This window comes from Allosphingosinicella sp., assembly GCF_036403745.1.
Classification (GTDB): domain Bacteria; phylum Pseudomonadota; class Alphaproteobacteria; order Sphingomonadales; family Sphingomonadaceae; genus Allosphingosinicella.
Window position 1 is genome coordinate 91,555 of record NZ_DASWQI010000037.1, and the last position, 22,989, is coordinate 114,543.

A 22,989-nucleotide genomic window follows, 5' to 3' on the forward strand; every position below is an offset into this window, starting at 1 on the left:
GGGCGGGAGCTAGATCTTCTCGCCGCTGAGCCGCTGGCAGATCATGTCGAGCTGGTCGAGCGTCGAATAATGCAGCGCCACCGTGCCGCCGGTGGGCTTGTGCGCGATCTGGACCTTGAGGCCGAGCATATCGCCCAATTGCCGCTCGAGCGCGTCGATGTCGGCGCTGGCGCCCTTATATTCGAGCTTGGGCTGGCGCTCGCGGCCGGGCTTGCCGAACTTGGCGCGCTTCTCAGTCTCGCGAACGGAGAGGCCGCGGGCGACGACGTCCTTCGCCACCGCCTCCGGATCGAGTGCCGTCACCAGCGCCCGCGCATGTCCCATGCTGAGTTCGCCAGTGACCACCAGCGCCCGTACGCTGTCCGGAAGGTCGAGCAATCTCAAAAGGTTGGCGATGTGGCTGCGCGACTTGTGGACGAGCTTCGCCAGATCCTCCTGGGTGTGGCCGAACTCGGCCATCAGGCGGCTATAGGCTTCCGCCTCCTCGATCGCATTCAAGTCCCGGCGCTGGATGTTCTCCAGCAGCGCCACCTCGAGCGTCTCGGAATCCGAGAATTCGCGTACGATGACCGGCACTTCGTGCAGCCGCGCCCGCTGGGCCGCCCGCCACCGCCGCTCGCCGGCGACGATCTGGAAGCGATGGCCGTGCGGGCGCACGACGATCGGCTGGATGAGCCCGCGCACCTGGATGGACTCGGCGAGCTCCGCCAGCGCCGCCTCGTCGAAATGGCGGCGCGGCTGGCCGAGGTGCGGCTCGATCGAGGAGACTGGCATCATCTGGATGCCGCCGCGCGGCGCGGCGGCCGCGCTGCCTCCGGTCGAAACGGGCGCCTCCTGTGCCACCTCGCCCAAGAGGGACGAGAGGCCGCGGCCGAGGCCGGAGGGGCGCTTGCGGGCGGCGGGTGCGTCGTCGCTCATGCCGCCGCCGCCGGTTTGGGCAGCCGCCCGATCAGCTCACGCGCCAGCTGCATATAAGCTTCGGAGCCCGGGCAGCGATGGTCGTAGATCAAAGCCGGAATGCCATGGCTGGGCGCCTCCGAAAGGCGGACGTTGCGCGGGATCACCGTCTCGAACACGACCTTGCCCAGGCAGGCGCGGACATCGTCGGCGACCTGTGAGGAGAGGTTGTTGCGACGGTCGAACATGGTGAGCGCGACGCCGAGGATCGACAGCTCCGGATTGAAGCGCGCCCGGATCCGCTCGATCGTCTGGAGGAGCTGACTAAGTCCTTCCAGCGCAAAGAATTCCGTCTGCAGCGGGACTAGGATCGACTCCGCGGCGACCAGCGCGTTAATGGTGAGAAGGCCGAGGCTCGGCGGGCAATCGATAAGACACACGTCCCATCGCGCGGCAACCGCGGCCAAAGCGTGGTCCAGCCGGTGCGTCCGCTCCTCCAGCGCCACCAATTCGATCTCGGCCCCGGAGAGATCGACGGTCGCCGGGACGAGGTCGAGCCGCGGCACCCGCGTCGGGATGACGGCTTCCTCCGCCCCGCACTGGCCGGTCAGCACGTCGTAACTTGAGAGCCCCCGCTGCGCATGGGTGATGCCCAGGCCCGTCGAGGCATTGCCCTGGGGGTCGAGGTCGATCAGCAGCACCCGCCACCCGGTGGCGGCAAGCGCGGTGGCGAGGTTGATCGCCGTCGTCGTCTTGCCGACGCCGCCTTTCTGGTTCGCCACGGCGATCCGGATCATCGGCGCCTGTTTCCCTTCCCTCGGCGGTGGACGCCCGTCGCGACGAGGATGCCGGCATCCGGGTCGGTGAGGCTGTGCTCGATACGAAACACACCCTGCCATGAAGCACGGGCCGCTTCCAGTTCCGTCTTTGCGTTTCGGCCCTTCGGCAGCACCCACAAAGTCTCATCCGTGGAAAACCGACTCCCGATGGAGAGCAGCTTTTCCAACGGGGCGAAGGCCCGGGCGCTGATCACATCGAAACGCTGCTCCGGAAGGGCCTCTGCCCTTCCGCAGACGATCTCCACCTTCTGCGTCACGCCCAGCACAGCCGCAGCGCGCACCAGGAACTCGGTACGCAACTTCCGCGCCTCGATCAGGGTCACCCGCGCCGGGTGAAGCAGCGCGGCGATCAGCCCCGGGAACCCGGCCCCCGTGCCGAGGTCGAGCCAGGTCTCAGCATCTCCCGGCACAAACCGTAGGAGCTGAGCTGAGTCGAGAATATGGCGGTCCCACAAATGGTCGAGAGAGGCCCGCGACACGAGGTTCTGCCGTTCATTCTCCTCACGCAGCAGGGCCGCGAAAGCCTCAAGCCGAGCGATTGTTTCACGTGGAACATCCAGCGCGTCCCGCGCCTCGTCCTCCGTCATCAGGCAGCCCTGCGCCGGGCATGCACCAGTACCGCCGCCAGCGCCGCGGGCGTAACGCCACGAATCCGACCCGCCGCTCCCAGGGTGTCCGGCAGCGCCCGCGAAAGTCGCTCGACCATTTCGTTGGAGAGACCCGGTATGGCGGCATAATCGAGCCCGGCCGGAAGGCGCACCGCGTCGTCGCTGCGCAGGCGTGACACCTCCGCCTGCTGCCGCTCCACGTAGGGCGCATAGCGATGATCCTCGATCGCCTCCTCCAGCAGAGCGGTGGGTGCGGCCGCCAATTCGGGGAGGACGCGGATCAACGCCGGTTGGTCCAGTTCCGGAAAGCGCAGCCACTCCGCCGCGGGTCGGCGGATGCCGTCATCACGTGCGGAGACACCGTGCGCCTTCAATTCCGCCGCCGTGAAGGGTGAAGCCAGCAGGGCCTCAATACGCCCCCGCCCCCCCGTACGCTCAGCGTAGTGGCGCCTCCGTTTCGGCGAGACGCAGCCGGCCACGATCGCCTTTGGAGTCAGGCGGGCTTCGGCATTGTCGGCGCGGAGGCGGAGGCGGAACTCGGCGCGCGAGGTGAGCATCCGATAAGGCTCGGTGACGCCCTGCAGGACCAAGTCGTCGATCATCACCCCGATATAGCTCTCGCTGCGGTCGAGCAGGATCGGAGCCTGACCAGCCGCCCAAGCGGCAGCGTTGAGGCCTGCGACGAGGCCTTGCGCCGCCGCCTCTTCATAGCCGGTCGTGCCGTTGATCTGACCTGCGAGGTACAGCCCCTCCACATCCCGCACGGCGAGCGTGGCGTCGAGGATCCGCGGGTCGACATGGTCGTATTCCACCGCGTAGCCGGGCTGGAGGATTTCCGCTCTCTCGAGCCCCGCCATCGTCCGTACGAAGGCGCGCTGAACGTCTTCCGGCAGCGAGGTGGAGATGCCGTTGGGGTAGACGGCCACATCGTCGAGACCCTCAGGCTCGAGGAAGACCTGGTGCCCGTCCCGGTCGCCAAAGCGATGAACCTTGTCCTCGATCGAAGGGCAATAGCGCGGCCCGGTCCCCATGATCTCGCCGGCGAAGAGGGGGGACCGGTCCAGGCTGGCGCGGATAAGGTCATGGGTCCGCGCATTGGTCCGCGTGATGGCACAGAAGAGTTGTGGCGCGGGCCGTGCAGCCGTCACCGGCGACATCGTCCAGGGGGCCGCGTCGCTCTCCTGGCGGTCGAGAGCGGCCCAATCGATTGTGCGGCCATCGATCCGCGGCGGCGTGCCGGTCTTCAGCCGTGCCAGCGGCAGATCCAGGGACCGGAGCTGATGGGCGAGCTTGGTGGCCGCACGCTCGCCTACCCGTCCGCCCGCACAGCTGCTCAGACCGAAGTGAAGCTTCCCGCCGAGAAAGGTCCCGGTGGCGAGGATCACCGCCCTGGCGGAGACGCTCCGCCCGTCGGCGAGTTCAACGCCTTCGACGCAACGGCCGCGTAAACGCAGCGCGCCGACCTCGCCCTCGACAATCGTAAGGCCGGGCTCAGCCTCGAGGATTGCGCGGACTGCCGCCTTGTATCGCCGACGGTCCGCTTGAGCGCGGGGACCACGCACGGCGGCGCCTTTGCTCGCATTGAGCATGCGGTAGTGGATCGCCGCGTGATCGGCCGCGCGGGCGATGAGGCCGTCAAACGCGTCGACCTCCCGGACGAGGTGTCCCTTGCCGAGGCCGCCAATGGCCGGGTTGCACGACATCGCACCGATCTGCTCGCGGGAGAAGCTCACCAAGGCGACCTTCGCGCCCATCCGCGCAGCGGCCGCCGCGGCCTCGCAGCCGGCGTGGCCACCGCCTACAACAATGATATCGAAGTTCGCGTTCACGCCGGCGCCTTTACATGTTTCACGTGGAACATGTCACTTGCCGATGCAGAAGCGCCCGAACAGCGCGTCGAGCATCTCCTCCACGCCGCTGCGGCCCGTCACGCGGTCCAGCGACAGGCGTGCTTGCCGGAGCGCCTCCGCGACGATGATCGGATCTTCGCCGGTGACGGCCTCAGACAGGGAAGCCGCGGCGTCAGTAACGGCAGCGGCTTGGCGGGTGTTGAGGGAGACCTCGCCTTCCGTAGGCAGGAGATTGCGAGCGCGTTCAATCAGCAGCGCGACGAGGGCGTCCATGCCCTCCCCTGTCTCCGCCGAGACATGGGCGTCCGCCGCCGGGTCGATTGGATCGAGGTCGATTTTCGATTGGACGCATAGAGCGCGCGCCGGGTCCGGCGCCGCCGCCGGCGCGCCGAGCCAGAGAATGAGATCGGCAGCCCCCAGGGTCTCGCGGGCCCGTGCGACGCCGATCCGCTCGACTTCGTTGTCTGCGTCGCGCAAGCCGGCGGTGTCGACCAGCAGGAAGGGGGTGCCGGCAATGGCCGTTGGCGCCTCGACCAAATCGCGTGTCGTACCGGCGATCGCCGATGTGATCGCTGCCTGGCGCCCCGCCAACCAGTTGAGGAGGCTAGACTTTCCAGCGTTCGGCGGCCCGGCGATGACCAGACGGATGCCGTCGCGCAGGCGCTCGGCAGGGGGTCGTGCCAGCGCCGCCTCCATCTCGGCGACGAGTGCTGCGGCCGCGGCAGCGCAGCCCTCCGGCATGCCTTCGCCAACCTCGCCCTCGTCGGAGAAGTCGATAACGGCTTCGATCTCCGCCGAGAGCATGAGCAGCCGCTCCTGCCACCCTGCCACGCGGCGGCTGAGGATACCGCCGGCGAGGGCCATGGCATTGCGGCGCTGCGACTCGGTCTCGGCTGAAAGGAGGTCGGCCAGGCCCTCGGCCTCGGCGAGGTCAATGCGGCCATTCTCGAATGCCCGACGGGTGAATTCCCCGGGCACCGCTTCACGGAGGCCTTCCAGACGGGCGAGAGCGCGCAAGACGGCCGCGACGACGGCGCGCCCGCCATGGAGGTGGAGCTCGGCGACATCTTCGCCAGTCGCGCTCGCCGGGCCGGGGAAACGGAGCAGGAGCGCGTTGTCCAAAGCCTCGCCGCTGCCCGGGTCCTTCAGGCGGGCCAGGGACGCCACCCGTGGCTCCGGCAGCTTTCCGGCGAGCGCCACCAACGCCGCCTCCGCGCGCGGCCCACTGATGCGGACGACGGCGATCGCCGCCGGCGGGCTGCCCGAGGACAAAGCGTAGATGGTGTCAGCCGTCACGCCGGCCGCTCATCCCCTCGAGCATCGACTTCCACATCTGCATTCCCGTCTCGGTCATCGGGCCCCAGCTGCGGGCGAGTTCGGCATAGGCTTCCGGCGATACGCCGTCCGTCACCGCCTTCGTCATCCGCTCAACATAGGCCTGGTGCACCGGCGTCAAATCGGGAAGGCCGAGGAAGCGGCGGGCCTCCTCCGGCGTGCAATCGACATCCATCGTGACTTTCATGGCGCTCGTCTCCCTCAGGCGTTGCGGTCGCTCCCTATCTGTATAGAAGCGCGGCCCGAGACAAGGAGAAGCCCATGGCGACGATGCGGATCGAAACCCTCGACGGCGACGGCAGCTTCGATGCCTATGTCGCAGAGCCGGAGGGAGCGCCCCGCGGCGCGATCGTCGTGATCCAGGAGATATTCGGGATCAACCAAGGCATACGCCGCAAGTGCGACCGGTTCGCCGCGGAAGGTTATCTCGCCATCGCGCCGGACCTCTTCTGGCGCCTCGAGCCAGGCATCCAGCTGGATCCCGACGTCGAGCCTGAGTTCAAGTGCGCGCTCGACCTGATGGGCCGCTTCGACCAGGACCAAGGCGTGAAGGACATCGAGGCGACGATCCGCGCCGCCCGTGGCCGGCTGAGCGCGGCCGACGCTAACAGAGCGGGCAAGGTCGGGGTGGTCGGCTACTGCCTCGGCGGCCGCCTCGCCTACATGACAGCGGCGCGCACCGACGTTGACGCCAGCGTCGGCTATTACGCCGTAGGCCTGCCGAACATCATCCACGAGAAGAACGCCATCGCCAAGCCGCTCCTCCTCCACATCGCTGGGGCCGACCATTTCGTTCCCCCCGAGCAGCAGCAGGCGATGCACGAAGCGCTCGACGGGCATCCGCGCGTCACCCTCTACGACTATCCCGGCGAGGACCACGGCTTCGCCACCGAGATCGGCAAGCGCAGGAGCGACGCCGCGGCACGGCTGGCGGACGAGCGAACCGACGCGTTTTTCGCGGAGCATATCGGGTGAGGGAGCCTTACGCCTTCCTCCTCCACGAAACCGGGGGACCAGAGGTCCTCCAGTCGGAACCGATCGCCATTCCAGCGCCAGGCCCGCGCCAAGTGCTGGTGCGAAACGAAGCGATCGGGCTCAATTTCATCGATACCTATCACCGTTCAGGCTTGTACAAGGTGCCGCTTCCGACCGGCCTCGGCAATGAAGGCGCCGGTGTGGTCGAGGCCGTCGGCGAGGGCGCCGACGAGTTTCGTGTCGGCGGCCGGGTCGGTTACTTCTCGGGCTCTCTCGGAGCCTATGCGACACACAGGCTGGTGGACGCCGAACGGCTGGTGAAGCTGCCGGAGGCGATCTCCTTCGAGGATGCTGCTGCGGCCATGCTGAAGGGTTGCACCGCGGAGTATCTCGTCGAACGCTGCGCACGCGTGCAGCCCGATGAGACGGTGCTCGTGCACGCTGCGGCCGGAGGTGTCGGCTCGATCCTGGTGCCGTGGCTGAAGCATCTCGGCGCCGTCGTCATTGCCCATGCCGGCGACAGCCGCAAGGCGGCACTGGCGAAGGAATTGGGGGCCGACCATGCCCTCTGCTGCCCGATGGAAGAGCTCGCCGCCGAAGTCCGCGCGCTGACTGACGGCAAAGGCGTGCCGATCGTCCTAGATGGAGTCGGCAAAGCCAGCTGGACCGCCTCACTAAGCTCGGTGGCTCGCCGCGGCCTCATCGTCACCTACGGCAACGCGTCGGGCCCCGTCCCGCCGTTCACCCCGCTCGACCTGCTCAGCGCCGGCTCGATCTTCGTCACCCGGCCGACGCTCGCCGATTATTGCCGCACCCCGGAAGAAATCCGCGCGTCCGCCGCACGACTGTTCGAACTGATCGAGAAGGGCGTCATCAAGATCCGCATCGGCGCCCGCTTCCCCCTCCGCGACGCTGCCGAAGCGCACCGGGCGATTGAATCGCGTGCCACCACCGGCTCGACGGTGCTGATTCCCTAGAGCCTGATCGTCTGAGGTCGAAGCGCTTCGCGCTTCGGCCGATGGCGTGAATCAGGCTCTCGACTCATGGTGAGACCAAGATTCACGTTTCAGGCTGAGTCAGCCTGAAACGATCTTGGTCAAGCGAGCAACGCCGCGGTGGGGCCGAACTGGTGGAGGCCCTCCCATATCATCTTGCCGGCGACATAGAGGATCATCAGCAGGCCGCCCCAGGCGATCCAGTGGTAGCGCTGGACCAGCTTGGCGACGAGATTGGCCGCGAGCCCCATCATCGTTACCGATAAAGCGAGGCCGATGAACAGGACCGCCGGGTGGTCGCGCGCCGCGGCGGCGACGGCGAGGACGTTGTCGAGGCTCATCGAAAGGTCGGCGAGGGTGACCTGGATCGCCGCCTGGAGGAAGGTCTTGCTCCGCGGCGGCCCCTCCACGGCCGCCGTGTCGGGATCGTCCGCTTCGACGACCGCCCTCCGCGGCCGCAGCTCGCGGTACATGTTGAACGCCACCCAGAGCAGCAGCAGCCCGCCGGCGAGCAGCAGGCCGGTGATGCGGAGCAGCTGCGTCGCGACCAGGGCGAAGGCGATCAGGAAGATGAGCGCCATGCCGACGCCGAGCATGATCACCTTGCGCCGCTCCTTGCCGGGGAGTCCGGAGGTGAGCGTACCCATGATGACGACATTGTCGCCCGCCATGGTGAGGTCGATCAGGATCACCTGGCCGAGCGTCAGCAGCCCGGCCGCGGTGAAGATGTCGGCGAAATCGAGCATCGCTGGGCGAACGCCCGCCGGCGCCTAGGAGTTCATCGAGGCGAAGAAATCCGCATTCGACTTGGCGTCCTTCATCTTGTCGAGAAGGAACTGCATCGCATCGACCGTGCCCATCTGCATGAGGATGCGGCGCAGCACCCACATCTTGGCGAGCGTCGCCTGGTCGACGAGCAGCTCCTCCTTGCGGGTGCCGGACTTGCCGACGTCAAGCGCCGGGAAGATGCGCTTGTCGGCGACCTTGCGGTCCAGGACGATTTCCGAATTGCCGGTGCCCTTGAACTCCTCGAAGATCACCTCGTCCATCTTCGACCCGGTGTCGATCAGGGCGGTGGCGATGATCGAGAGCGAGCCGCCCTCCTCGATGTTGCGCGCCGCACCGAAGAAGCGCTTCGGACGCTGCAGCGCGTTGGCATCGACGCCGCCGGTCAGGACCTTGCCGGACGACGGCACCACCGTGTTGTAGGCGCGGCCGAGCCGGGTGATCGAATCGAGCAGGATCACGACATCCTTCTTGTGCTCGACGAGGCGCTTGGCCTTTTCGATCACCATCTCGGCGACCTGGACGTGGCGCTGCGCCGGCTCGTCGAAGGTCGAGGAGACGACCTCGCCCTTCACCGAGCGCTGCATATCGGTCACTTCCTCCGGCCGCTCGTCGATAAGCAGCACGATGAGGAACACCTCGGGATGGTTATCGGTGATCGCCTTGGCGATGTTCTGAAGCAGCACGGTCTTACCGACGCGGGGCGGCGCCACGATCAAAGCGCGCTGGCCCTTGCCCTGCGGCGAGACGATGTCGATGACCCGCGCGGACTTGTCCTTCTGGGTCGGATCGGCGCTGTCGAGGGTGAGCTTCTCGTCCGGATAGAGCGGCGTGAGGTTGTCGAAATTGACGCGGTGACGGACGGCGTCGGGGTCGTCGTAATTGACCTTGGCGAGGCGGGTCAGGGCGAAATAGCGCTCGCCGTCCTTCGGCCCGCGGATCTCGCCTTCGACCGTGTCGCCGGTGCGCAGGCCGAACTTGCGGACCTGATTCGGCGCCACGTAGATGTCGTCGGGGCCGGCGAGATAATTCGCCTCGGGGGACCGCAGGAAGCCGAAGCCGTCCTGGAGGACCTCGATGGTCCCCATGCCCATGATCTCCTCGCCATTTTCGGCCTGGATCTTGAGGATGGAGAACATCAGCTCCTGCTTGCGGAGCGTGGAGGCGCTCTCGATGCCCAGCTCTTCGGCCATGGCAACGAGCTCGGCGGGGGATTTCAGCTTGAGGTCTTTGAGATGCATGGGGAAAATACTCGGATTTTGGATGGTCGTCCGGTCGCGCGGGGGAGGCGGGGAATGTGCGGCTGGATGCCCACACGGATGGCGGGCGAACGACTGGACCGGCGTTAAGCTCCGGGGTGAATCAAGTCAACGCTCTACGTCAGAAAGGCTTCACGATCACAAGGATGACGATGAGGACAGCGGCGAGGCCGGGTATCTCGTTCATGATCCTCAAGGCCTTGCCGCTGACCGGCCGCTCGCCGCGCGCCAACCGCTTGCCGTAGCTCACCATCAAGGCGTGATAGCCGGACAGAGCCAGCACGATCAGGAACTTCGCCTGGAACCAGTGCATCGTCCAGGCCTGGATCGTCCACATCAAGGACAGGCCGAACAGCCAGACGAGGATCATCGCCGGGGTGATGATGATGTTGCGCAGCTTGCGCTCGCGCTCGATCCACTTCTTCTCCTCGGCCGATCCAGGCGCGCTCTCCTGGTGGTAGATGTAGTAGCGCGGCAGCAGGAACAGCCCCGCCATCCAGAAGATGACGAAGATGACATGGCCGGCCTTGATCCAGGCGTAGGTCAAGCTGAGGGCCGTCTGCAGCGCATAGATCACCGGCGCACCAGGGCCAGCAGCTGCTCGACATGCGCGATCGGCGTATCCGGCAAGATCCCATGCCCCAGGTTGAAGATGTGCGGCCGCCCCCGGAACACAGATAGGATGTGCCCCACCGCGCTTTCAAGCGCCCCGCCGCCGGCGATGAGCGCGAGCGGGTCGAGATTGCCCTGCACGGGCAGGCCCTGTGGGAGATTGGCGCTGGCCCAGGCCGGATCGACGGTCTCATCGAGGCCGAGGGCGTCCACCCCCGTCTCCCGCGCATAGGCAGGGAGCTTCCCGCCGGCACCCTTCGGGAAACCGATGATCGGCGTTTCGGGGTGGCGCGCCTTCAGGGCCGAGACAATGCCGGCCGTCGGCGCGATCACCCAGCGCTCGAACTGGGCAGGCGAGAGGCTGCCCGACCAGCTGTCGAACAATTGCACGGCTTCGACGCCCGCCTCGATCTGGCGGGAGAGGTAGTCGACGGTCATCCCCGCGATGGCGTCGATGATCGCCTGAAACCCTTCAGGATCGCCGTACGCGTACCGCCTGGCGTCGCCTTGGTCGCGGCTGCCCCTGCCTGCCACCATGTAGGTCGCGACCGTCCACGGGCTTCCTGCGAAGCCCAGGAAGGTGGTCTGTGGCGGAAGGGCGGCGGCAACTTTCTCCACAGTGGCGTAGACCGGCTCCAGCCGAGTCGGAATGCGCTCCAGAGAGCCGAGCGCCGCGTCGACCAGCGACGGCGACAGGCGCGGCCCCTCGCCGGCCTCGAAGGCGAGGTCCTGGCCGAGCGCGAACGGCACCATCAGGATGTCGGAGAACAGGATTGCGCCGTCGAAGCCGAAGCGGCGGATCGGCTGAAGCGTCACCTCCGCCGCGCACTCCGGATCGGTGGCGAGATCGAGGAAGCCACCCTTCTCGGCCCTCAGCGCACGATATTCGGGAAGATAGCGCCCCGCCTGGCGCATCAGCCAAACGGGAGGTATTTCAAGCACTTCCCCCTTGAGGACGCGGAGCAGAGGCTTGTCCGGCGAGGGCATAAGGACGATTGGCTCTCCCCCTCTTCTCCTATTTAGAATCTTATAGAAGAGGGTAGTTGAAGGTTGTTGGGCGGCGGAAAGGGGGGTTTATTGGCTCCACCCGATTTTGCAAACAGCTTGACGCCCGCGCGGCCCGCAGAAGTCCGCCGAGTCGCGTCGTCCATCCCCGGAATCCACAGGCTGTGGGCAACCATTTGTTAACCTTTGCAAGTCTGTGGATGGTATAACGGGTAACGGGGACGGGCCTCGCGCTTGCAAGCGCCCCGAGGGTTACGGTAGCGCTTCCCACATGCTTATCCACAGCGCGTTCTGATGCCGGAGCCGCTCCACCTCCACCTCCTCTCGGATTCGACCGGCGAGACGCTGGAGGTGATCGCGAAGGCCTGCCTCGCCCAGTTCGAGCATGTCGACGTGCTCCGCCACTTCTGGCCGATGGTGCGCTCGGAAGGTCACCTCGACCGGGTGCTGGACGATATCGAGCGGCGGCCCGGCCTCGTCCTCTACACGCTGGTCAACAGCAACATCCGCCGCGAACTCGAGCAGAAGACGCGGCGGCGCGGCATCCATGCCGTCTCTGTGCTCGATCCGGTGGTACACGCCCTCTCTGCGGTGCTCGGCCAGGAGGCGAAGGGCCGGCCGGGGCGCCAGCATGCCCTCGACGCGGCTTATTTCGCGCGGGTCGACGCTATCCAGTTCACCATCGCCCATGACGACGGCATCGGCTCCGAAAATTGGGAGGAAGCGGACATCCTCCTCGCCGGCGTCTCCCGCACCTCCAAGACGCCGACCGCCATCTATCTCGCCAACCGCGGCTACAAGGTCGCCAATATCCCGCTCGTGCCGGAGGCGCCGCCGCCGCCCGTCCTCTTCAGGGTGAAGCATCCGATGGTGGTGGGCCTCACCACCAACCCCGACCGGCTGATCCAGATCCGCCGCAACCGGCTGCTCGCGCTCAACCAGGCACCGGAGACCGACTATGTCGACCTAGAGGCGGTCAATGCCGAGCTCGCCTTCGCGCGCCGCCTGTTCGCCGACAATGACTGGCCGGTGATAGACGTTACCCGCCGCTCGATCGAGGAGACCGCCTTCGCGATCGTCCGACTCTGCAACGAGCGGATCGATGCGGCGCGGGAGATGCCGGCATGAGGCTGCTGCTCGCCTCGAAGAGCGCGGCGCGGCGGGCGATGCTCGAGGCGGCGGGTGTGCCGTTCGGCCTCGCAGAGGCGGAGCTCGAGGAGGAGCAGGCCAAGGCCGGTCTGTGCGGCGCCGGATTCGATCCGCACAGCGTCGCCGAGGAGCTGGCGCAGCTCAAGGCGCTCTCGGCGACGGGCAACCCCGGCGACCTGATCCTCGGCGCCGACCAGGTCCTGGAGCGCGACGACGGCTCGATGCTCTCGAAGCCGGAGTCGAATCAAGAGGCGCGTGACCAGCTCCTCTCGCTCCGCGGCGCCACCCACAGCCTGCATTCGGCGGCGGTGATCGTCGAGGACGGTAAGCCAATCTGGTGGGGCAGTGAGACCGTCCGCCTGACGATGCGCCCATTCAGCGACGCCTTCCTCGACGACTATTTGCGGCGCGAATGGGAAGCGATCCGCTGGAGCGTCGGCGGCTATCGGATCGAAGGCCCCGGCGTGCAGCTGTTCGACAGGATCGAAGGCAGCCACTTCGCCATCCTCGGCCTCCCCCTCCTGCCGCTGCTCGACTACCTGCGTCAGCGCGATGTGGTGACGCCATGACACCGGACGCGGCCTGATGGGCATTCCGTATGCGGAGGTGATCGGCGATCCGATCGCCCATTCCAAGTCGCCGCTCATCCATGAATTCTGGCTGGAGAAGCTGGGCCTGGAGGGCGGTTACCGCCGCTGCCGGGTCTCAGTGAATGAGCTTGGCGCGTATCTCGTCGAACGAGCGGCGGATGCCGATTGGCGCGGCTGCAACGTCACGATGCCGCTGAAAGAAAAGGTGAGCGGCTGTGTGACGGTGCAGCCGGAAACGGCGAAGATCGGCGCCGTCAACACGATATACCGGTCCGAAGGCGCCCTCTTGGGTGCAAATACCGATGTGTTGGGCATTCTGGATATCCTGCCCGCCGATTGCTTCGTTGGCGAGGCAGTTCCCGAGACCTGCATCATAGGAGCCGGCGGAGCCGCTCGCGCCATGCTCGAAGCATGCCGCCGGCTGAATACGTCTCTCGTTTTCTTCAACGTCCGCGACCGCATGAAAGGTTTCGCCCTGCTGGAGGAATGGGGCTTCGGCGGCGCCGTCGGTGAGGTGGATAACGAGCACAATCTCGTGACACCGTATCTCGTCGTCAACGCGAGCCCGTTAGGGATGCAGGGTGGGCCTCCAATGCCGGAAGGCGTGCTTAACATCGTCCGCAGCATGGGAGATTGTGCTCCCGTGATCTTCGACATGGTCTATGATCCTGTAGACACAGCTCTGCTGCGCGCCGCGAAAGACAAGGGCCTGAGGACGGTCGACGGGCTTTCTCTTCTGGTTGGCCAGGCCCGCCATGGATTTCGGCTCTTTTTCGGGATCGAAGCTCCGACTGGGTACGATGCCGACCTTCGGGAGCTCCTAACGCGATGATCCGCCTCGGCCTCACCGGCTCGATCGGCATGGGCAAGTCGACCGTCGCGGCAATGTTCGCCGCGGAAGGCGTGCCGGTGTTCGACGCCGATGCGGCCGTCCACCGCCTGCAGGGTCCGGACGGGGCGCTGGTCGCACAGATCGAGGCGCAGTTTCCCGGCACGACCGGCCGCAAAGGGGTGGATCGCACAGCGCTGTCGGAACGGGTGCTCGCCGAGCCCGAAAAGCTGCGGCGCCTGGAAGCCTTGGTCCACCCGGCGGTGGCGCGGGAGCGGGAGGCGTTTCTCGCGGACCACGCGGGAGCTCCGGTTGTAGTGCTCGACATCCCGCTGCTGTTCGAGGCGGGCGGTGCCGCGCAGGTCGACAAGATCGCCGTCGTCTCCGCGGCCGAGGAGGTTCAGCGGGCCAGGGTCCTTGCGCGGCCCGGCATGAGCGAAGAGAAGCTCGACCGCATCCTCGCGCGACAGTTGCCCGATGCGGAGAAGCGCGCGCGGGCCGACTTCGTCATCCCCACCGGCGGCAGTCTCGAGGAAACGCGACAAGCGGTTCGGCGCATCCTCGCTTGCCTCACCGGCGGCGCGGATTCATAGTCGCCCGCATGCGGGAAATCGTCTTCGACACGGAAACCACGGGCCTGAGCCCGCTCGCCGGCGATCGTATGGTCGAAATCGGCTGCATCGAGCTGGTCAACCGCGTCGAGACCGGCCGCACCTTCCATTCCTATTTCAACCCGGACCGGTTCATGCCGGCGGGCGCGGAGGCGGTGCACGGCCTCTCCGATGCCTTCCTCGCCGACAAGCCGCGCTTCCACGAAATAGTCGAGGATCTCATTGAGTTCCTCGGCGAATGCCCGCTCGTCGCCCACAATGCCGGCTTCGATTTCGGGTTCCTCAACCATGAGCTGAACAATTGCGGGCGACCGCTGGTCTGCATGACGCGGATGGTCGATACGCTCCAGCTGGCGCGGGCGCGGCATCCGGGCGCCAAGCACAGCCTCGACGCGCTGTGCACCCGCTTCGGCGTCGACCGCAGCCTTCGGATCAAGCACGGCGCGCTGATCGACGCGCAGCTTCTCGCCCAATGCTATGTCGAGCTGACCGGCGGTCGCCAGATCGGCTTCGGACTCGACACCATCGTCGCCGAGCCGATCGACGTCGAACTGGTCGAGGCGGAGCCGGCGCGGATCACCATCGAAGTGCGGCCGCCGCGGGCGCACGCGCCGACCGAGGAAGAACTTGCCGCCCACGCCCACTTCCTCACCGGCATCGCCGACCCCATATGGGCCCGGCTCGACGGGCGCGGTTGACCTTACAAAGAGGCCGCGCCTAATCGCGGCGCGCGCCTTTCACTCGGAGACTCTCATGGATATCCGCGTTTCCGGTCACCAGGTGGAAGTCGGCGAAGCGCTGCGTGGCCACGCCACCGACTGCCTCGCCGCGGCGGACGCGAAGTACCACGTCCGCGCGACTTCGGCGCAGGTGACCTTCGGCAAGGGCGCGCACGATCACGGCTTCACCTGCGAGATCATCGTCTACGCGCCGCCCGGCCAGGTCCTGAAGGCGATCGAGCGCTCCGCCGACGCCCGCGCCGCGTTCGACACCGCCTGCGACAAGGTCGCCAAGCAGATGCGCCGCAGCACCGGCCGCAACAAGGATCATCACGGCGCCGGGGAGATCGACCTGCTCGCGGATGCTGCGCCGGGGACAGAGCGACGAGGGGCCGGCTGAGCGGGCGCGGGCCTCGGCCAAAGGCTCCCTCCGGCACTCCGGACCAATCTCCTCTGGCGGGAGCGCGGGGCGCTCCCCATCTGGTGAGCGATGAACGACTTGAACGACCTGCTGACGATCGAGCGCGTGGACGCGGGGCTGAGCGTCGCCAACAAGAAGGGGCTGTTCCAGCAGCTCGGCGCCGTCGCCGGCCGCCGGCTCGGCATCCCGCCAAAAGCGATCGTCACGGCGCTGGCCGAGCGGGAGAAGCACGGCTCTACCGGCTTCGGCGGCGGCGCCGCGATCCCGCACGCCAAGATCGACGGGCTGTCGCGGGTGTTCGGTTATTTCGCCCGGCTGACGCAGCCGATCGATTTCCAGTCCGTCGACGGCATGCCGGTCGACCTCGTCTTCCTGCTCCTGTCGCCGCCCGACGCAGGGGCGGACCATTTGAAGGCGCTGGCCAGCGTCAGCCGCCTGCTGCGGGACCGGGAGACGGTGGCGAAGCTGCGCGGCGCGCGGTCGCGGGATGCGATGTTCGCCCTGCTCGCCGGGGTCGAAACCCTCAATGCCGCCTGAGGCCGGCGCCTCGGCCCACTACCGGGCGCTCGAATCGCTCTATCGCGCCGCGCCCATCAACCGCCTGTTCGAATCGCGGCTCGAGATCGTCGAGGAAGGCTTTGCCCGCATCCGGTTCGAAGTGCGCGAGGACCATTTCCACGCCGCCCATGCCGCGCATGGCACGCTCTATTTCAAGATGATGGACGATGCGGCCTTCTACGCCTGCAACAGCCTGGTGACCGACCGCTTCCTCCTCACCACCGCCTTCAACCTCTTATTCACGCGGCCGCTGAAAGTTGGCGAAGTTGTCGCGGAAGGCCGTTGGGCGAGCGGGCGGCGGCGGGTGTTCGTCGGCGAGGCGCGGATCGTCGATTCGTCGGGTGAGGAGGCGGGGCGGGGCACCGGGACCTTCATGCGGTCGCACATCCCGCTCTCGGGCCTCCCGGGCTACCGGAGCTGATGGAGCCGCGGCTCGCCACTTCGGTGCTGGTCAGCGCGCTGGTGCGGCGGGCCGAGGCGGAAGGGGGATTCGCGGCGGTGCTCGCCAAGGGCGATTCGACGGCCGGCGCGGTGCTCGTGGTGCTGACGGAAAAGGGCGCGAATCCAGTCGTTTACGAGCGCATGCTGCAGCCTTCGGGAGACTATGAATGGGCTTCGGCGGGCCCGCAAGTATGTGGAAAGGCGGAGGAAGTTCCGGCACTCATCGCACGACGCAGGCGGTCCGACCCGGATTTGTGGGTGCTGGAACTGGATATCCCGTCGACAGAACGGTTCGCCGCTGGAATGAACGGGTTCGGTTGACTCTGCTGCGCCGCACAACCTAGCCCCCGCCTCGCACTTCATGCGAGTAGCGGAGGGCTGGTCCGAACCGGGGTAAGGGGAGGTCGGCCACGCGAGTCGGAAGGCGGTCAGGGACGCGAATTTCTTTCGTCGTGCGTCCAGTTTCGACCGCCTGCCGCACTGATGAAAAGTTTGAATGAGTCGCACCAAAGGCGCTGCGGGCATTGCCGCAGCCATTGTTTTTGCCGTTTTCGGTACCGTCCACGCCACCCCGTCCCGGGCCTGGCAGATCGACCCCGCGGCGCTCACGCCCGCAATCGTCACCACCACCAATCTTCCCGCGCCTGCCGCGCCCGCTGCGCAGACGCCGGCGCTGCCGGATCCGGCACTCGACCAGCCGGTCGCGGCACCAGTCGCTCCCGCCGCCAAGGAGGCCGTCGTCCACCAGGGCCTTGGCGAAATGGTCGCCGAGCGCGCCAGCGCATCGCCGGCCGATGCCGAGCGCGCCTGCCTCGCCACCGCCGTCTATTTCGAAGCCAAGGGCGAACCCTTGAAGGGCCAGCTGGGGGTCGCCCACGTCATCCTCAACCGGGTGCATTCGGGCCGCTTCGCCCACAGCGTCTGCGGCGTCGTCAAGCAGCCGGGCCAATTCTCGTTCGTCCATGGCGGCCATCTGCCGGCGATCGCCCATGGCGGCAGCCAGTGGAAGACCGCGGTGGCGATCGCCGACATCGCCCTCTCCGGCCATGCGCCGGCGCCGGCGCCCAAGGCGCTGTTCTTCCATGCGCGCAGCGTTTCGCCGGGCTGGCACCTCGTCCGCGTCGCGGCGATCGGGAATCACGTCTTCTATCGCTGATCGCGTAATCGGGGGCTTGTCTCCCGTTCCCTTTTCATTCTAGCTGGCCGGATGGCCGCGTCCCCGAGTCTCCAGCCGCAGCTCTGCTTCACTGACGCGCCGCCGGCGGCGCAGGACGTGGCGCGCGGGGTGACTCGGCTGTTCTTCCACCGCGACACCTTTGCCTTGTGCGAAGTTCCGCTGCCCAACGGGCGGCGGGCAGACATGATGGGGATCGATTCGGACGGCCTCATCACCATCGTCGAGATCAAGGTGTCGCGCGCCGATCTGATGGGCGACTGCAAGTGGCTCGATTATCTCGGCTATTGCGACCGCTTCTTCTGGGCGGTGCCGGGCGGCTTCGACCTGACGCCGTTCGAGACCGACGCCTTTCACCCCGAGCTGTGCGGACTCCTGGTGGCCGACCGCTATGAGGCGGCGGTGATTCGCGAGGCCCCGCTCCGCAAGCTCCCCCCGCCCCGCCGCAAGGCCGAGACCCTGCGCTTCGCCCGCCGGGCGGCGCGGCGGCTGGTCGGCGATCTCGATCCGACGCTGTCGGGATTCGGCTAGGATCTCAGCCGCGCGGGCAGGTGAAGCTAGGGCTTCGGTCCTGCCGCAGCCTTGGGCGGTCCGGCCTTGTCGGTCAGGGCCTTGACGATCGCGGTGGCCCGCGGGTCGCGCTTGGCGAATTCTAGGGCGGAATAGCCGCTGACGCGGTCGTTCTTGTTCGGGTTTGCGCCGTGGGCGAGGAGCAGCTGAACCATCTGCAGGTCGCGATGCTGCACCGCCAGCATCAGCGGGGTCTCGCCGCGCTGGTTGCCGAGATCGACGGTGGCGCCTTTGCCAATCAGGAAGCTTGCGCCCTCCTCCCAGCCGATCTGCGCGGCAAGGCTGAGCGGAGTCTCGCCCTTGTTGTTCTGGATGTCCGCCTTGGCCCCCTTGTTGAGCAGGAAGTTGAGCCAGACGATCTCCCGCTCGCGGGTGACGTAGTGGAGCGCGCCTTCGCCGTCCGACTGATCGCGGATATTGAGGACGACGTTGGCCGAGCTGGCGACGAGCTGGTTGACCTTGTCGGCGTCCTTTTCTCTCACCGCCTTCAGGAACAGGTAGCCGTCGGAATAGCTCTGCGCCGCGGCGGGCGCGGCCGGGGCGGCGACGATGCCCGCCAATGCCAATGCCAGTGCGATACGGCCGGACGCGTTGCTCACCTTCAACCCCCATAGTCTCGACTTGGTGGCCGCTCTGTAGCAAAGGGCTGCTGCCAGCACCATGAACGAAACAACCCCCAAGCGCCTCATTCCGCTGCTGCTTTCGCTGCTTCTCGCGGCGCTTGCCGCCGCCTGCTCGCCGGGCGCGGCCGACCCGCCGATGAAGGGCGCGCGAGTCGGCGGCCCGTTCGCGCTCGCCGGCCCAGACGGGCGGGTGGTGCGCGACACGGATTTCGCCGGGAAATACCGGATCGTCTATTTCGGCTACACCCATTGCCCCGACGTCTGCCCCAACGACCTCGCCAATATCGGCCAGGCGATGCGGCGGCTGGAGAAGGAGACGCCGGCGCTGGCAGCGCGGCTGCAGCCGATCTTCATCACCGTCGATCCCGAGCGCGACACGCCGGCGGTGATGAAGGACTATACCTCCGCCTTTCACCCGAAGCTGCTGGGGCTGACGGGGACGCCGCAGCAGATCGCCGCGGTGTCGAAGGAATTTGCCGTGTGGTCGTCGAAGCAGAAGCTGCAACCGGGTGGCGAAGGCTATGCCGTGGACCACAGCCGGCTGACGATCCTGATGGGGCCGAAGGGGGAGCCGCTTGCGCTCCTCCCGGCCGAGCAGGGCGCCGAGCCGCTCGTTGCCGAGATCCGGAAGTGGGCGAAGTGAAATTCTGGGAAAAGCCACTCGACCAGCTCAACCGCGAGCAGTGGGAAGCGCTGTGCGACGGCTGCGGCAAATGCTGCCTGCACAAGCTCGAGGATGCCGACACCGGCGAGATCCACCCCACCAACGTCGCGTGCAAATTGCTTAGCCTCAAGACGGCGCGCTGCACCAATTATCGCGGCCGCCGCGCCTTCGTGCCCGATTGCGTGCGGCTGACGGCGGGCAATGTGTCGAAGATCGACTGGCTGCCTTCGACCTGCGCCTATCGCCTCAGGGCCGAGGGCAAGCCGCTCGCCGACTGGCACCCGCTCATTTCGGGCGATCCGGAGAGCGTCCACCGCGCCGGCATATCGATCCGCGGCTGGACGGTGTCCGAGCGCGACGCGGGCGACGACAATCTCGAAATGTACGTCATCGATGACGATCTCTGACCTGCGCTTCGAGGGCGGGGGGCGGAGCGCGGCGCTGAAGCTCACTGTCTCTCCGCGGGCGCGGGTGATGCGGCTGCGGGTCGACCGGCGCACGGGCGATGTCGTCCTCACCGTGCCGCGGCGGGTGTCGCAGAGAAAGGCGCTGGAATGGGCGGCGGGGCACCGCGCCTGGATCGAGGCGCAGCTCGCCAAGATCGCCTCCGTGACGCCGCTCGGGCCGGGCAGCGAGATACCCTTGTTCGGGGTGCCGCATGTGGTGGATTGGGACCCGGCGCGGCCGCGGACGCCGAAGCTCGAGGGGCAGCGGATCTTGGTCGGCGGCCTGGCGGAGGGGCTGGAGGGGCGCCTTACGCGGTGGCTGTCTCGTATCGCCCTCGAGCGGCTCGATGCGGAGACTCAGGAGTTTGCGGCGAAGGCTGGAGTGAGCGTCTCGCGCGTCGGCGTCGGCGATCCGGTGTCGCGCTGGGGGAGTTGCGCGGCGTCGGGGGCGATCCGCTATTCGTGGCGGCTGATCCTCGCCCCGGAATGGGTGCGGCGGGCGACGGTCGCGCATGAGGTGGCGCACCGGGTGCACATGAACCACGGGCCGGACTTCCACGCGCTCGTCGAGCGGTTGCTCGGCGTCGATCCCAAGCCGGCGAGGCTATGGCTGCGGCGCGAAGGCCCGGGGCTCCATCGCATCGGGCGGCGGTAGCGGGCGGGGACGGCGGCGCGGCGGCGGAGGCGGCGGGGGTCCGCCGCGTCCGGTCGCGCGATCGAGCATCGACTGATAGCCGGCATCCTCGTCGTCGGGCGGCGGCGCGGCGTCCTCCCGCGGCGGGCGGGCCGGCCGCTGGTCGGGCGGCAGGGGGTTGCCGTCCGGATCGACGAGCTGGCCCTGCGGCTCGGCCGCCTGACCGTTGTCGGGGAGCTGGCCCCACGCCTCCTGGTCCGGCTCCTGCCAATCGGGGGCTTTGACCTGGACGTCGAAATTCTCGACCGGCCGGTTGGCCACCGCCTTGATCATGAAATCGTGGAAGGCGCGGGCCGGGGCGGTGCCTCCCTGCAGGCCGGGGACGACCTTGTTGTCGTCGCGGCCCATCCAGATGCCGGTGGTGAGCCCGCTGGAAAAGCCGAGGAACCAGCCGTCCTTGTTCAAGGTGGTGGTGCCGGTCTTGCCGGCGACGGGGCGGCCGATCTGGGCGGCGCGGCCGGTGCCGGTCAGCACCGCCGTCTGCATCAGGTCGGTCATCTCGGCCGCGATCCAGGGGGTGAAGAGGGCGCGGTTGTCGAGCGGCGGCTGCTGGTAGAGCAATTCGCCCTTGGGCGTCGTCACCCGCTTGATGCCGTAGGGGACGACCGCGACGCCCTTTGCGCCGACCGCGGCATAAGCGCGGGTCATATCGATGAGGCGAACCTCGGAGCTGCCGAGCGTCATCGAGGGATGGGTGACGATCTTGGACGTGATGCCGAGCCGCTGCGCCATGTCGGCGACGGTGCGGAAGCCGACCTCCTGCCCCAGACGCGCCGAGACGGTGTTGATCGACTGGGCGAAGGCCTGGCGCATCGTGATCATGCCCGAGACGGCGTGGCCGTTGTTGCGCGGGCTCCAGCCGTTGATGGTGATCGGATCGGCCGAGACCATCTGGTCCGGCTTGTACCCAGCCTCGAGCGCGGCGAGGTAGACGAACAGCTTGAACGACGAGCCGGGCTGGCGGTTGGCCTGCGTGGCGCGGTTGTAGATCGAGTTCACATAATCCTTGCCGCCGACCATGGCGCGGACGGCGCCGTCGCGGTCGAGCGCGACCAGCGCGCCTTGCGAGCCGGGCGGAGCGTTGGCGTTGATCACCTGGTCGGCGAGCTTCTGCATGTTGGGATCGAGCGTGGTCCAGACCTCGATCGGCTGGTTGTTGACGCTGATCAAAGTATCGAGCTGCGGCAGCACCCAGTCGGTGAAATAGCGGACGCTGTTCTGCTTTGGCGTTGGCACGATCTGAACCGCGGCGGGCTCCGCCGAGGCGGCCTGGTCGGCGGTGATGACGCCGTTCTGCTGCATCAGCTTGATGACGATCGCGGCGCGGGCCTTTCCGGCCTCGGCATCGGCGGTCGGCGCATAGTTGGACGGCGCCTTGACGAGGCCGGCGACGATCGCCGCTTCCGACAGGTTCAGCGTCTTGGCGGAATGGCCGAAGAATTTGCGGGAGGCGGCGTCGATGCCGAAGGCGCCGCCGCCGAAATAGACGCGGTTCAGATAGAGTTCGAGGATCTGGTTCTTCGAGAATTTGCGTTCGAGGGCGAGCGCCAGGATCGCCTCGCGGCCCTTGCGGGCGAAGGTACGCGAATTGGACAGGAAGATGTTGCGGGCGAGCTGCTGGGTGATGGTCGAGCCGCCCTGCGTCCAGCGGCCCTTGGTGGCGCGGACCTGGACGGCGCGGGCGAAGCCGATCGGATCGACGCCGACGTGGCTGCGGTAGCGCTTGTCCTCAACGGAGACGATCGCGTCCTTCATGATCTGCGGGATTTCGTCATAGCTCAGCCACTCGCCGAAGCTCGGGCCCATGGCGACGAGGACGGAGCCGTCGGCGGCGTGGACGCGGATCGTCTGGCCGAGGTCGTTGCGGCGGACGAGCTCGTCGTAATTGGGCAGCGAGTTCATCGCGACGACGACGGCGACGGCGACCGCGACGATGAAGATCAGGGTCGAATAGAGCAGCACCTTCAAGGAGGTGATGATGCCCCGCTTGAGGCGCGAGGGCGGGGCGGACGCGTCACTGGCCATGCGGGCAAGCCTAGGGGGTGACGCGGGCTCTCACAAGCGGGCGGCTGTCGAGGCGGCGGAAGCAGAAGCCCTCTGTGTGCGATCAGAGGCGGAACATTTACTTGACACCGCTGCGTAGTTTCTGCTATGTTCCTTGCGACTCGGCAACGGGTTTCTTTGACATCGCGAGACGGAAATGTACCGGGCCTGAGGCGGCTGGGGAGAGCGAGAGCGGCGGGGTCCGGAAGCCGTCGCCACGTCCGCAGCCACGCCGACTGGGGCCCGGCGGTTCGGCGGCAGGCCGGACGCGGCGCCGGGGGTGCGGGACCCCGGCG

Annotated in this window: 28 protein-coding genes; 16 read left to right on the forward strand and 12 right to left on the reverse strand. The window is 67.4% G+C overall.

The annotated features are described in order from the left end of the window. Positions 1–9 precede the first annotated feature (9 nt). From VGC56_RS05170 to VGC56_RS05195, 6 genes are read right to left on the reverse strand one after another with little or no spacing between them, the layout of a single operon-like run. Positions 10–918, reverse strand: a complete 909-nt coding sequence (locus tag VGC56_RS05170; protein ID WP_464123648.1) for a ParB/RepB/Spo0J family partition protein — start codon at positions 916–918, stop codon at positions 10–12. Further along, complete coding sequence (locus VGC56_RS05175; RefSeq protein WP_464123649.1) at positions 915–1,694, reverse strand: ParA family protein; 780 nt, start codon at positions 1,692–1,694, stop codon at positions 915–917. The genes VGC56_RS05170 and VGC56_RS05175 overlap by 4 nt, the downstream gene beginning before the upstream one ends. After that, positions 1,691–2,323: a 16S rRNA (guanine(527)-N(7))-methyltransferase RsmG gene (gene rsmG, locus VGC56_RS05180; RefSeq protein ID WP_464123650.1), complete on the reverse strand. Its 633-nt coding sequence runs from the start codon at positions 2,321–2,323 to the stop codon at positions 1,691–1,693. Before rsmG ends, VGC56_RS05175 begins: the two co-directional genes overlap by 4 nt. Beyond that, positions 2,323–4,173, reverse strand: coding sequence for a tRNA uridine-5-carboxymethylaminomethyl(34) synthesis enzyme MnmG (mnmG, locus tag VGC56_RS05185; protein ID WP_464123651.1), 1,851 nt, complete (start codon positions 4,171–4,173; stop codon positions 2,323–2,325). The genes rsmG and mnmG overlap by 1 nt, the downstream gene beginning before the upstream one ends. A 33-nt stretch (positions 4,174–4,206) precedes the next feature. Continuing rightward, the gene (gene mnmE / locus VGC56_RS05190) at positions 4,207–5,490 is read right to left on the reverse strand and encodes a tRNA uridine-5-carboxymethylaminomethyl(34) synthesis GTPase MnmE (RefSeq protein WP_464123652.1); all 1,284 of its coding nucleotides are present in this window, start codon (positions 5,488–5,490) and stop codon (positions 4,207–4,209) included. Beyond that, positions 5,480–5,716, reverse strand: a complete 237-nt coding sequence (locus VGC56_RS05195) for a DUF6489 family protein (RefSeq protein WP_464123653.1) — start codon at positions 5,714–5,716, stop codon at positions 5,480–5,482. Before VGC56_RS05195 ends, mnmE begins: the two co-directional genes overlap by 11 nt. Positions 5,717–5,790: 74 nt before the next feature. Between VGC56_RS05195 and VGC56_RS05200 the strand changes: the two genes are divergently transcribed. Further along, positions 5,791–6,504, forward strand: coding sequence for a dienelactone hydrolase family protein (locus tag VGC56_RS05200; RefSeq protein WP_464123654.1), 714 nt, complete (start codon positions 5,791–5,793; stop codon positions 6,502–6,504). Continuing rightward, positions 6,501–7,481: a quinone oxidoreductase family protein gene (locus tag VGC56_RS05205; RefSeq protein ID WP_464123655.1), complete on the forward strand. Its 981-nt coding sequence runs from the start codon at positions 6,501–6,503 to the stop codon at positions 7,479–7,481. Before VGC56_RS05200 ends, VGC56_RS05205 begins: the two co-directional genes overlap by 4 nt. Before the next feature lie 119 nt (positions 7,482–7,600). Here VGC56_RS05205 and VGC56_RS05210 read toward each other — a convergent pair whose 3' ends face one another. From VGC56_RS05210 to hemE, 4 genes are all read right to left on the reverse strand, one after another. Further along, the gene (locus tag VGC56_RS05210) at positions 7,601–8,245 is read right to left on the reverse strand and encodes a YjbE family putative metal transport protein (RefSeq protein WP_464123657.1); all 645 of its coding nucleotides are present in this window, start codon (positions 8,243–8,245) and stop codon (positions 7,601–7,603) included. Positions 8,246–8,269: 24 nt separating this feature from the next. Beyond that, positions 8,270–9,526 (reverse strand): transcription termination factor Rho, encoded by a 1,257-nt coding sequence (gene rho / locus VGC56_RS05215; protein ID WP_464123659.1) that lies wholly within the window; start codon positions 9,524–9,526, stop codon positions 8,270–8,272. A gap of 139 nt (positions 9,527–9,665) precedes the next feature. Then, entirely contained in the window at positions 9,666–10,121 is a 456-nt protein-coding gene (locus VGC56_RS05220; protein WP_464123661.1) for a CopD family protein, read from the reverse strand. Beyond that, complete coding sequence (hemE, locus tag VGC56_RS05225; RefSeq protein ID WP_464123663.1) at positions 10,118–11,143, reverse strand: uroporphyrinogen decarboxylase; 1,026 nt, start codon at positions 11,141–11,143, stop codon at positions 10,118–10,120. Before hemE ends, VGC56_RS05220 begins: the two co-directional genes overlap by 4 nt. Positions 11,144–11,455: 312 nt before the next feature. On the opposite strand from hemE, the gene VGC56_RS05230 reads away from it, so the two are divergent. The 11 genes from VGC56_RS05230 to VGC56_RS05280 all read left to right on the forward strand — a co-directional run bounded on the left by VGC56_RS05230 (position 11,456) and on the right by VGC56_RS05280 (position 18,184). Further along, a complete protein-coding gene (locus VGC56_RS05230; RefSeq protein ID WP_464123665.1) occupies positions 11,456–12,289 on the forward strand; it encodes a pyruvate, water dikinase regulatory protein in 834 nt (277 codons plus the stop codon). Then, complete coding sequence (locus tag VGC56_RS05235) at positions 12,286–12,879, forward strand: Maf family protein (protein WP_464123667.1); 594 nt, start codon at positions 12,286–12,288, stop codon at positions 12,877–12,879. Before VGC56_RS05230 ends, VGC56_RS05235 begins: the two co-directional genes overlap by 4 nt. A gap of 16 nt (positions 12,880–12,895) precedes the next feature. Further along, positions 12,896–13,732 carry a shikimate dehydrogenase family protein gene (locus VGC56_RS05240; RefSeq protein ID WP_464123670.1) on the forward strand — a complete coding sequence of 279 codons (837 nt, stop codon included), beginning with the start codon at positions 12,896–12,898 and terminating at the stop codon, positions 13,730–13,732. Continuing rightward, the gene (coaE, locus tag VGC56_RS05245; protein ID WP_464123672.1) at positions 13,729–14,322 is read left to right on the forward strand and encodes a dephospho-CoA kinase; all 594 of its coding nucleotides are present in this window, start codon (positions 13,729–13,731) and stop codon (positions 14,320–14,322) included. The genes VGC56_RS05240 and coaE overlap by 4 nt, the downstream gene beginning before the upstream one ends. Positions 14,323–14,330: 8 nt before the next feature. Next, complete coding sequence (dnaQ, locus tag VGC56_RS05250; protein ID WP_464123675.1) at positions 14,331–15,038, forward strand: DNA polymerase III subunit epsilon; 708 nt, start codon at positions 14,331–14,333, stop codon at positions 15,036–15,038. Positions 15,039–15,093: 55 nt separating this feature from the next. Next, positions 15,094–15,459 carry a ribosome hibernation-promoting factor, HPF/YfiA family gene (gene hpf / locus VGC56_RS05255; protein WP_464123677.1) on the forward strand — a complete coding sequence of 122 codons (366 nt, stop codon included), beginning with the start codon at positions 15,094–15,096 and terminating at the stop codon, positions 15,457–15,459. A 90-nt stretch (positions 15,460–15,549) separates the two neighbouring features. Continuing rightward, entirely contained in the window at positions 15,550–16,017 is a 468-nt protein-coding gene (locus tag VGC56_RS05260; protein ID WP_464123680.1) for a PTS sugar transporter subunit IIA, read from the forward strand. Next, positions 16,007–16,459: a PaaI family thioesterase gene (locus tag VGC56_RS05265; RefSeq protein WP_464123682.1), complete on the forward strand. Its 453-nt coding sequence runs from the start codon at positions 16,007–16,009 to the stop codon at positions 16,457–16,459. Before VGC56_RS05260 ends, VGC56_RS05265 begins: the two co-directional genes overlap by 11 nt. Next, positions 16,459–16,800 (forward strand): DUF1491 family protein, encoded by a 342-nt coding sequence (locus VGC56_RS05270; RefSeq protein WP_464123683.1) that lies wholly within the window; start codon positions 16,459–16,461, stop codon positions 16,798–16,800. The genes VGC56_RS05265 and VGC56_RS05270 overlap by 1 nt, the downstream gene beginning before the upstream one ends. 175 nt (positions 16,801–16,975) lie before the next feature. Then, positions 16,976–17,635 (forward strand): cell wall hydrolase, encoded by a 660-nt coding sequence (locus VGC56_RS05275; RefSeq protein WP_464123685.1) that lies wholly within the window; start codon positions 16,976–16,978, stop codon positions 17,633–17,635. Positions 17,636–17,686: 51 nt separating this feature from the next. Then, positions 17,687–18,184, forward strand: coding sequence for an MmcB family DNA repair protein (locus VGC56_RS05280; protein WP_464123687.1), 498 nt, complete (start codon positions 17,687–17,689; stop codon positions 18,182–18,184). Positions 18,185–18,210: 26 nt separating this feature from the next. Here VGC56_RS05280 and VGC56_RS05285 read toward each other — a convergent pair whose 3' ends face one another. Then, positions 18,211–18,822: an ankyrin repeat domain-containing protein gene (locus VGC56_RS05285; RefSeq protein WP_464123688.1), complete on the reverse strand. Its 612-nt coding sequence runs from the start codon at positions 18,820–18,822 to the stop codon at positions 18,211–18,213. Between the two features lie 61 nt (positions 18,823–18,883). On the opposite strand from VGC56_RS05285, the gene VGC56_RS05290 reads away from it, so the two are divergent. The 3 genes from VGC56_RS05290 to VGC56_RS05300 are packed head-to-tail and all read left to right on the forward strand — an operon-like array spanning position 18,884 to position 20,611. After that, positions 18,884–19,489 (forward strand): SCO family protein, encoded by a 606-nt coding sequence (locus VGC56_RS05290; RefSeq protein WP_464123689.1) that lies wholly within the window; start codon positions 18,884–18,886, stop codon positions 19,487–19,489. Then, positions 19,486–19,917 (forward strand): YcgN family cysteine cluster protein, encoded by a 432-nt coding sequence (locus VGC56_RS05295; protein ID WP_464123690.1) that lies wholly within the window; start codon positions 19,486–19,488, stop codon positions 19,915–19,917. Before VGC56_RS05290 ends, VGC56_RS05295 begins: the two co-directional genes overlap by 4 nt. Continuing rightward, the gene (locus VGC56_RS05300) at positions 19,904–20,611 is read left to right on the forward strand and encodes a M48 family metallopeptidase (RefSeq protein WP_464123692.1); all 708 of its coding nucleotides are present in this window, start codon (positions 19,904–19,906) and stop codon (positions 20,609–20,611) included. Before VGC56_RS05295 ends, VGC56_RS05300 begins: the two co-directional genes overlap by 14 nt. On the opposite strand, the gene VGC56_RS05305 is transcribed toward VGC56_RS05300, so the two are convergent. Then, positions 20,561–22,675: a transglycosylase domain-containing protein gene (locus tag VGC56_RS05305; RefSeq protein WP_464123693.1), complete on the reverse strand. Its 2,115-nt coding sequence runs from the start codon at positions 22,673–22,675 to the stop codon at positions 20,561–20,563. The genes VGC56_RS05300 and VGC56_RS05305 overlap by 51 nt on opposite strands. Positions 22,676–22,989 lie beyond the last annotated feature (314 nt).

Coding starts and splice junctions, on each gene's coding strand:
- VGC56_RS05290 (WP_464123689.1), top strand. CDS start 18,884: ATGAACGAAACAACCCCCAAGCGCCTCATTCCGCTGCTGCTTTCGCTG.
- VGC56_RS05210 (WP_464123657.1), bottom strand. CDS start 8,245: ATGCTCGATTTCGCCGACATCTTCACCGCGGCCGGGCTGCTGACGCTC.
- VGC56_RS05265 (WP_464123682.1), top strand. CDS start 16,007: ATGCCGCCTGAGGCCGGCGCCTCGGCCCACTACCGGGCGCTCGAATCG.
- VGC56_RS05260 (WP_464123680.1), top strand. CDS start 15,550: ATGAACGACTTGAACGACCTGCTGACGATCGAGCGCGTGGACGCGGGG.
- VGC56_RS05275 (WP_464123685.1), top strand. CDS start 16,976: ATGAGTCGCACCAAAGGCGCTGCGGGCATTGCCGCAGCCATTGTTTTT.
- dnaQ (WP_464123675.1), top strand. CDS start 14,331: ATGCGGGAAATCGTCTTCGACACGGAAACCACGGGCCTGAGCCCGCTC.
- VGC56_RS05170 (WP_464123648.1), bottom strand. CDS start 918: ATGAGCGACGACGCACCCGCCGCCCGCAAGCGCCCCTCCGGCCTCGGC.
- hemE (WP_464123663.1), bottom strand. CDS start 11,143: ATGCCCTCGCCGGACAAGCCTCTGCTCCGCGTCCTCAAGGGGGAAGTG.
- VGC56_RS05300 (WP_464123692.1), top strand. CDS start 19,904: ATGACGATCTCTGACCTGCGCTTCGAGGGCGGGGGGCGGAGCGCGGCG.
- coaE (WP_464123672.1), top strand. CDS start 13,729: ATGATCCGCCTCGGCCTCACCGGCTCGATCGGCATGGGCAAGTCGACC.
- VGC56_RS05280 (WP_464123687.1), top strand. CDS start 17,687: ATGGCCGCGTCCCCGAGTCTCCAGCCGCAGCTCTGCTTCACTGACGCG.
- rho (WP_464123659.1), bottom strand. CDS start 9,526: ATGCATCTCAAAGACCTCAAGCTGAAATCCCCCGCCGAGCTCGTTGCC.
- hpf (WP_464123677.1), top strand. CDS start 15,094: ATGGATATCCGCGTTTCCGGTCACCAGGTGGAAGTCGGCGAAGCGCTG.
- VGC56_RS05175 (WP_464123649.1), bottom strand. CDS start 1,694: ATGATCCGGATCGCCGTGGCGAACCAGAAAGGCGGCGTCGGCAAGACG.
- rsmG (WP_464123650.1), bottom strand. CDS start 2,323: ATGACGGAGGACGAGGCGCGGGACGCGCTGGATGTTCCACGTGAAACA.
- VGC56_RS05230 (WP_464123665.1), top strand. CDS start 11,456: ATGCCGGAGCCGCTCCACCTCCACCTCCTCTCGGATTCGACCGGCGAG.
- VGC56_RS05235 (WP_464123667.1), top strand. CDS start 12,286: ATGAGGCTGCTGCTCGCCTCGAAGAGCGCGGCGCGGCGGGCGATGCTC.
- VGC56_RS05240 (WP_464123670.1), top strand. CDS start 12,896: ATGGGCATTCCGTATGCGGAGGTGATCGGCGATCCGATCGCCCATTCC.
- VGC56_RS05195 (WP_464123653.1), bottom strand. CDS start 5,716: ATGAAAGTCACGATGGATGTCGATTGCACGCCGGAGGAGGCCCGCCGC.
- VGC56_RS05270 (WP_464123683.1), top strand. CDS start 16,459: ATGGAGCCGCGGCTCGCCACTTCGGTGCTGGTCAGCGCGCTGGTGCGG.
- VGC56_RS05305 (WP_464123693.1), bottom strand. CDS start 22,675: ATGGCCAGTGACGCGTCCGCCCCGCCCTCGCGCCTCAAGCGGGGCATC.
- VGC56_RS05200 (WP_464123654.1), top strand. CDS start 5,791: ATGGCGACGATGCGGATCGAAACCCTCGACGGCGACGGCAGCTTCGAT.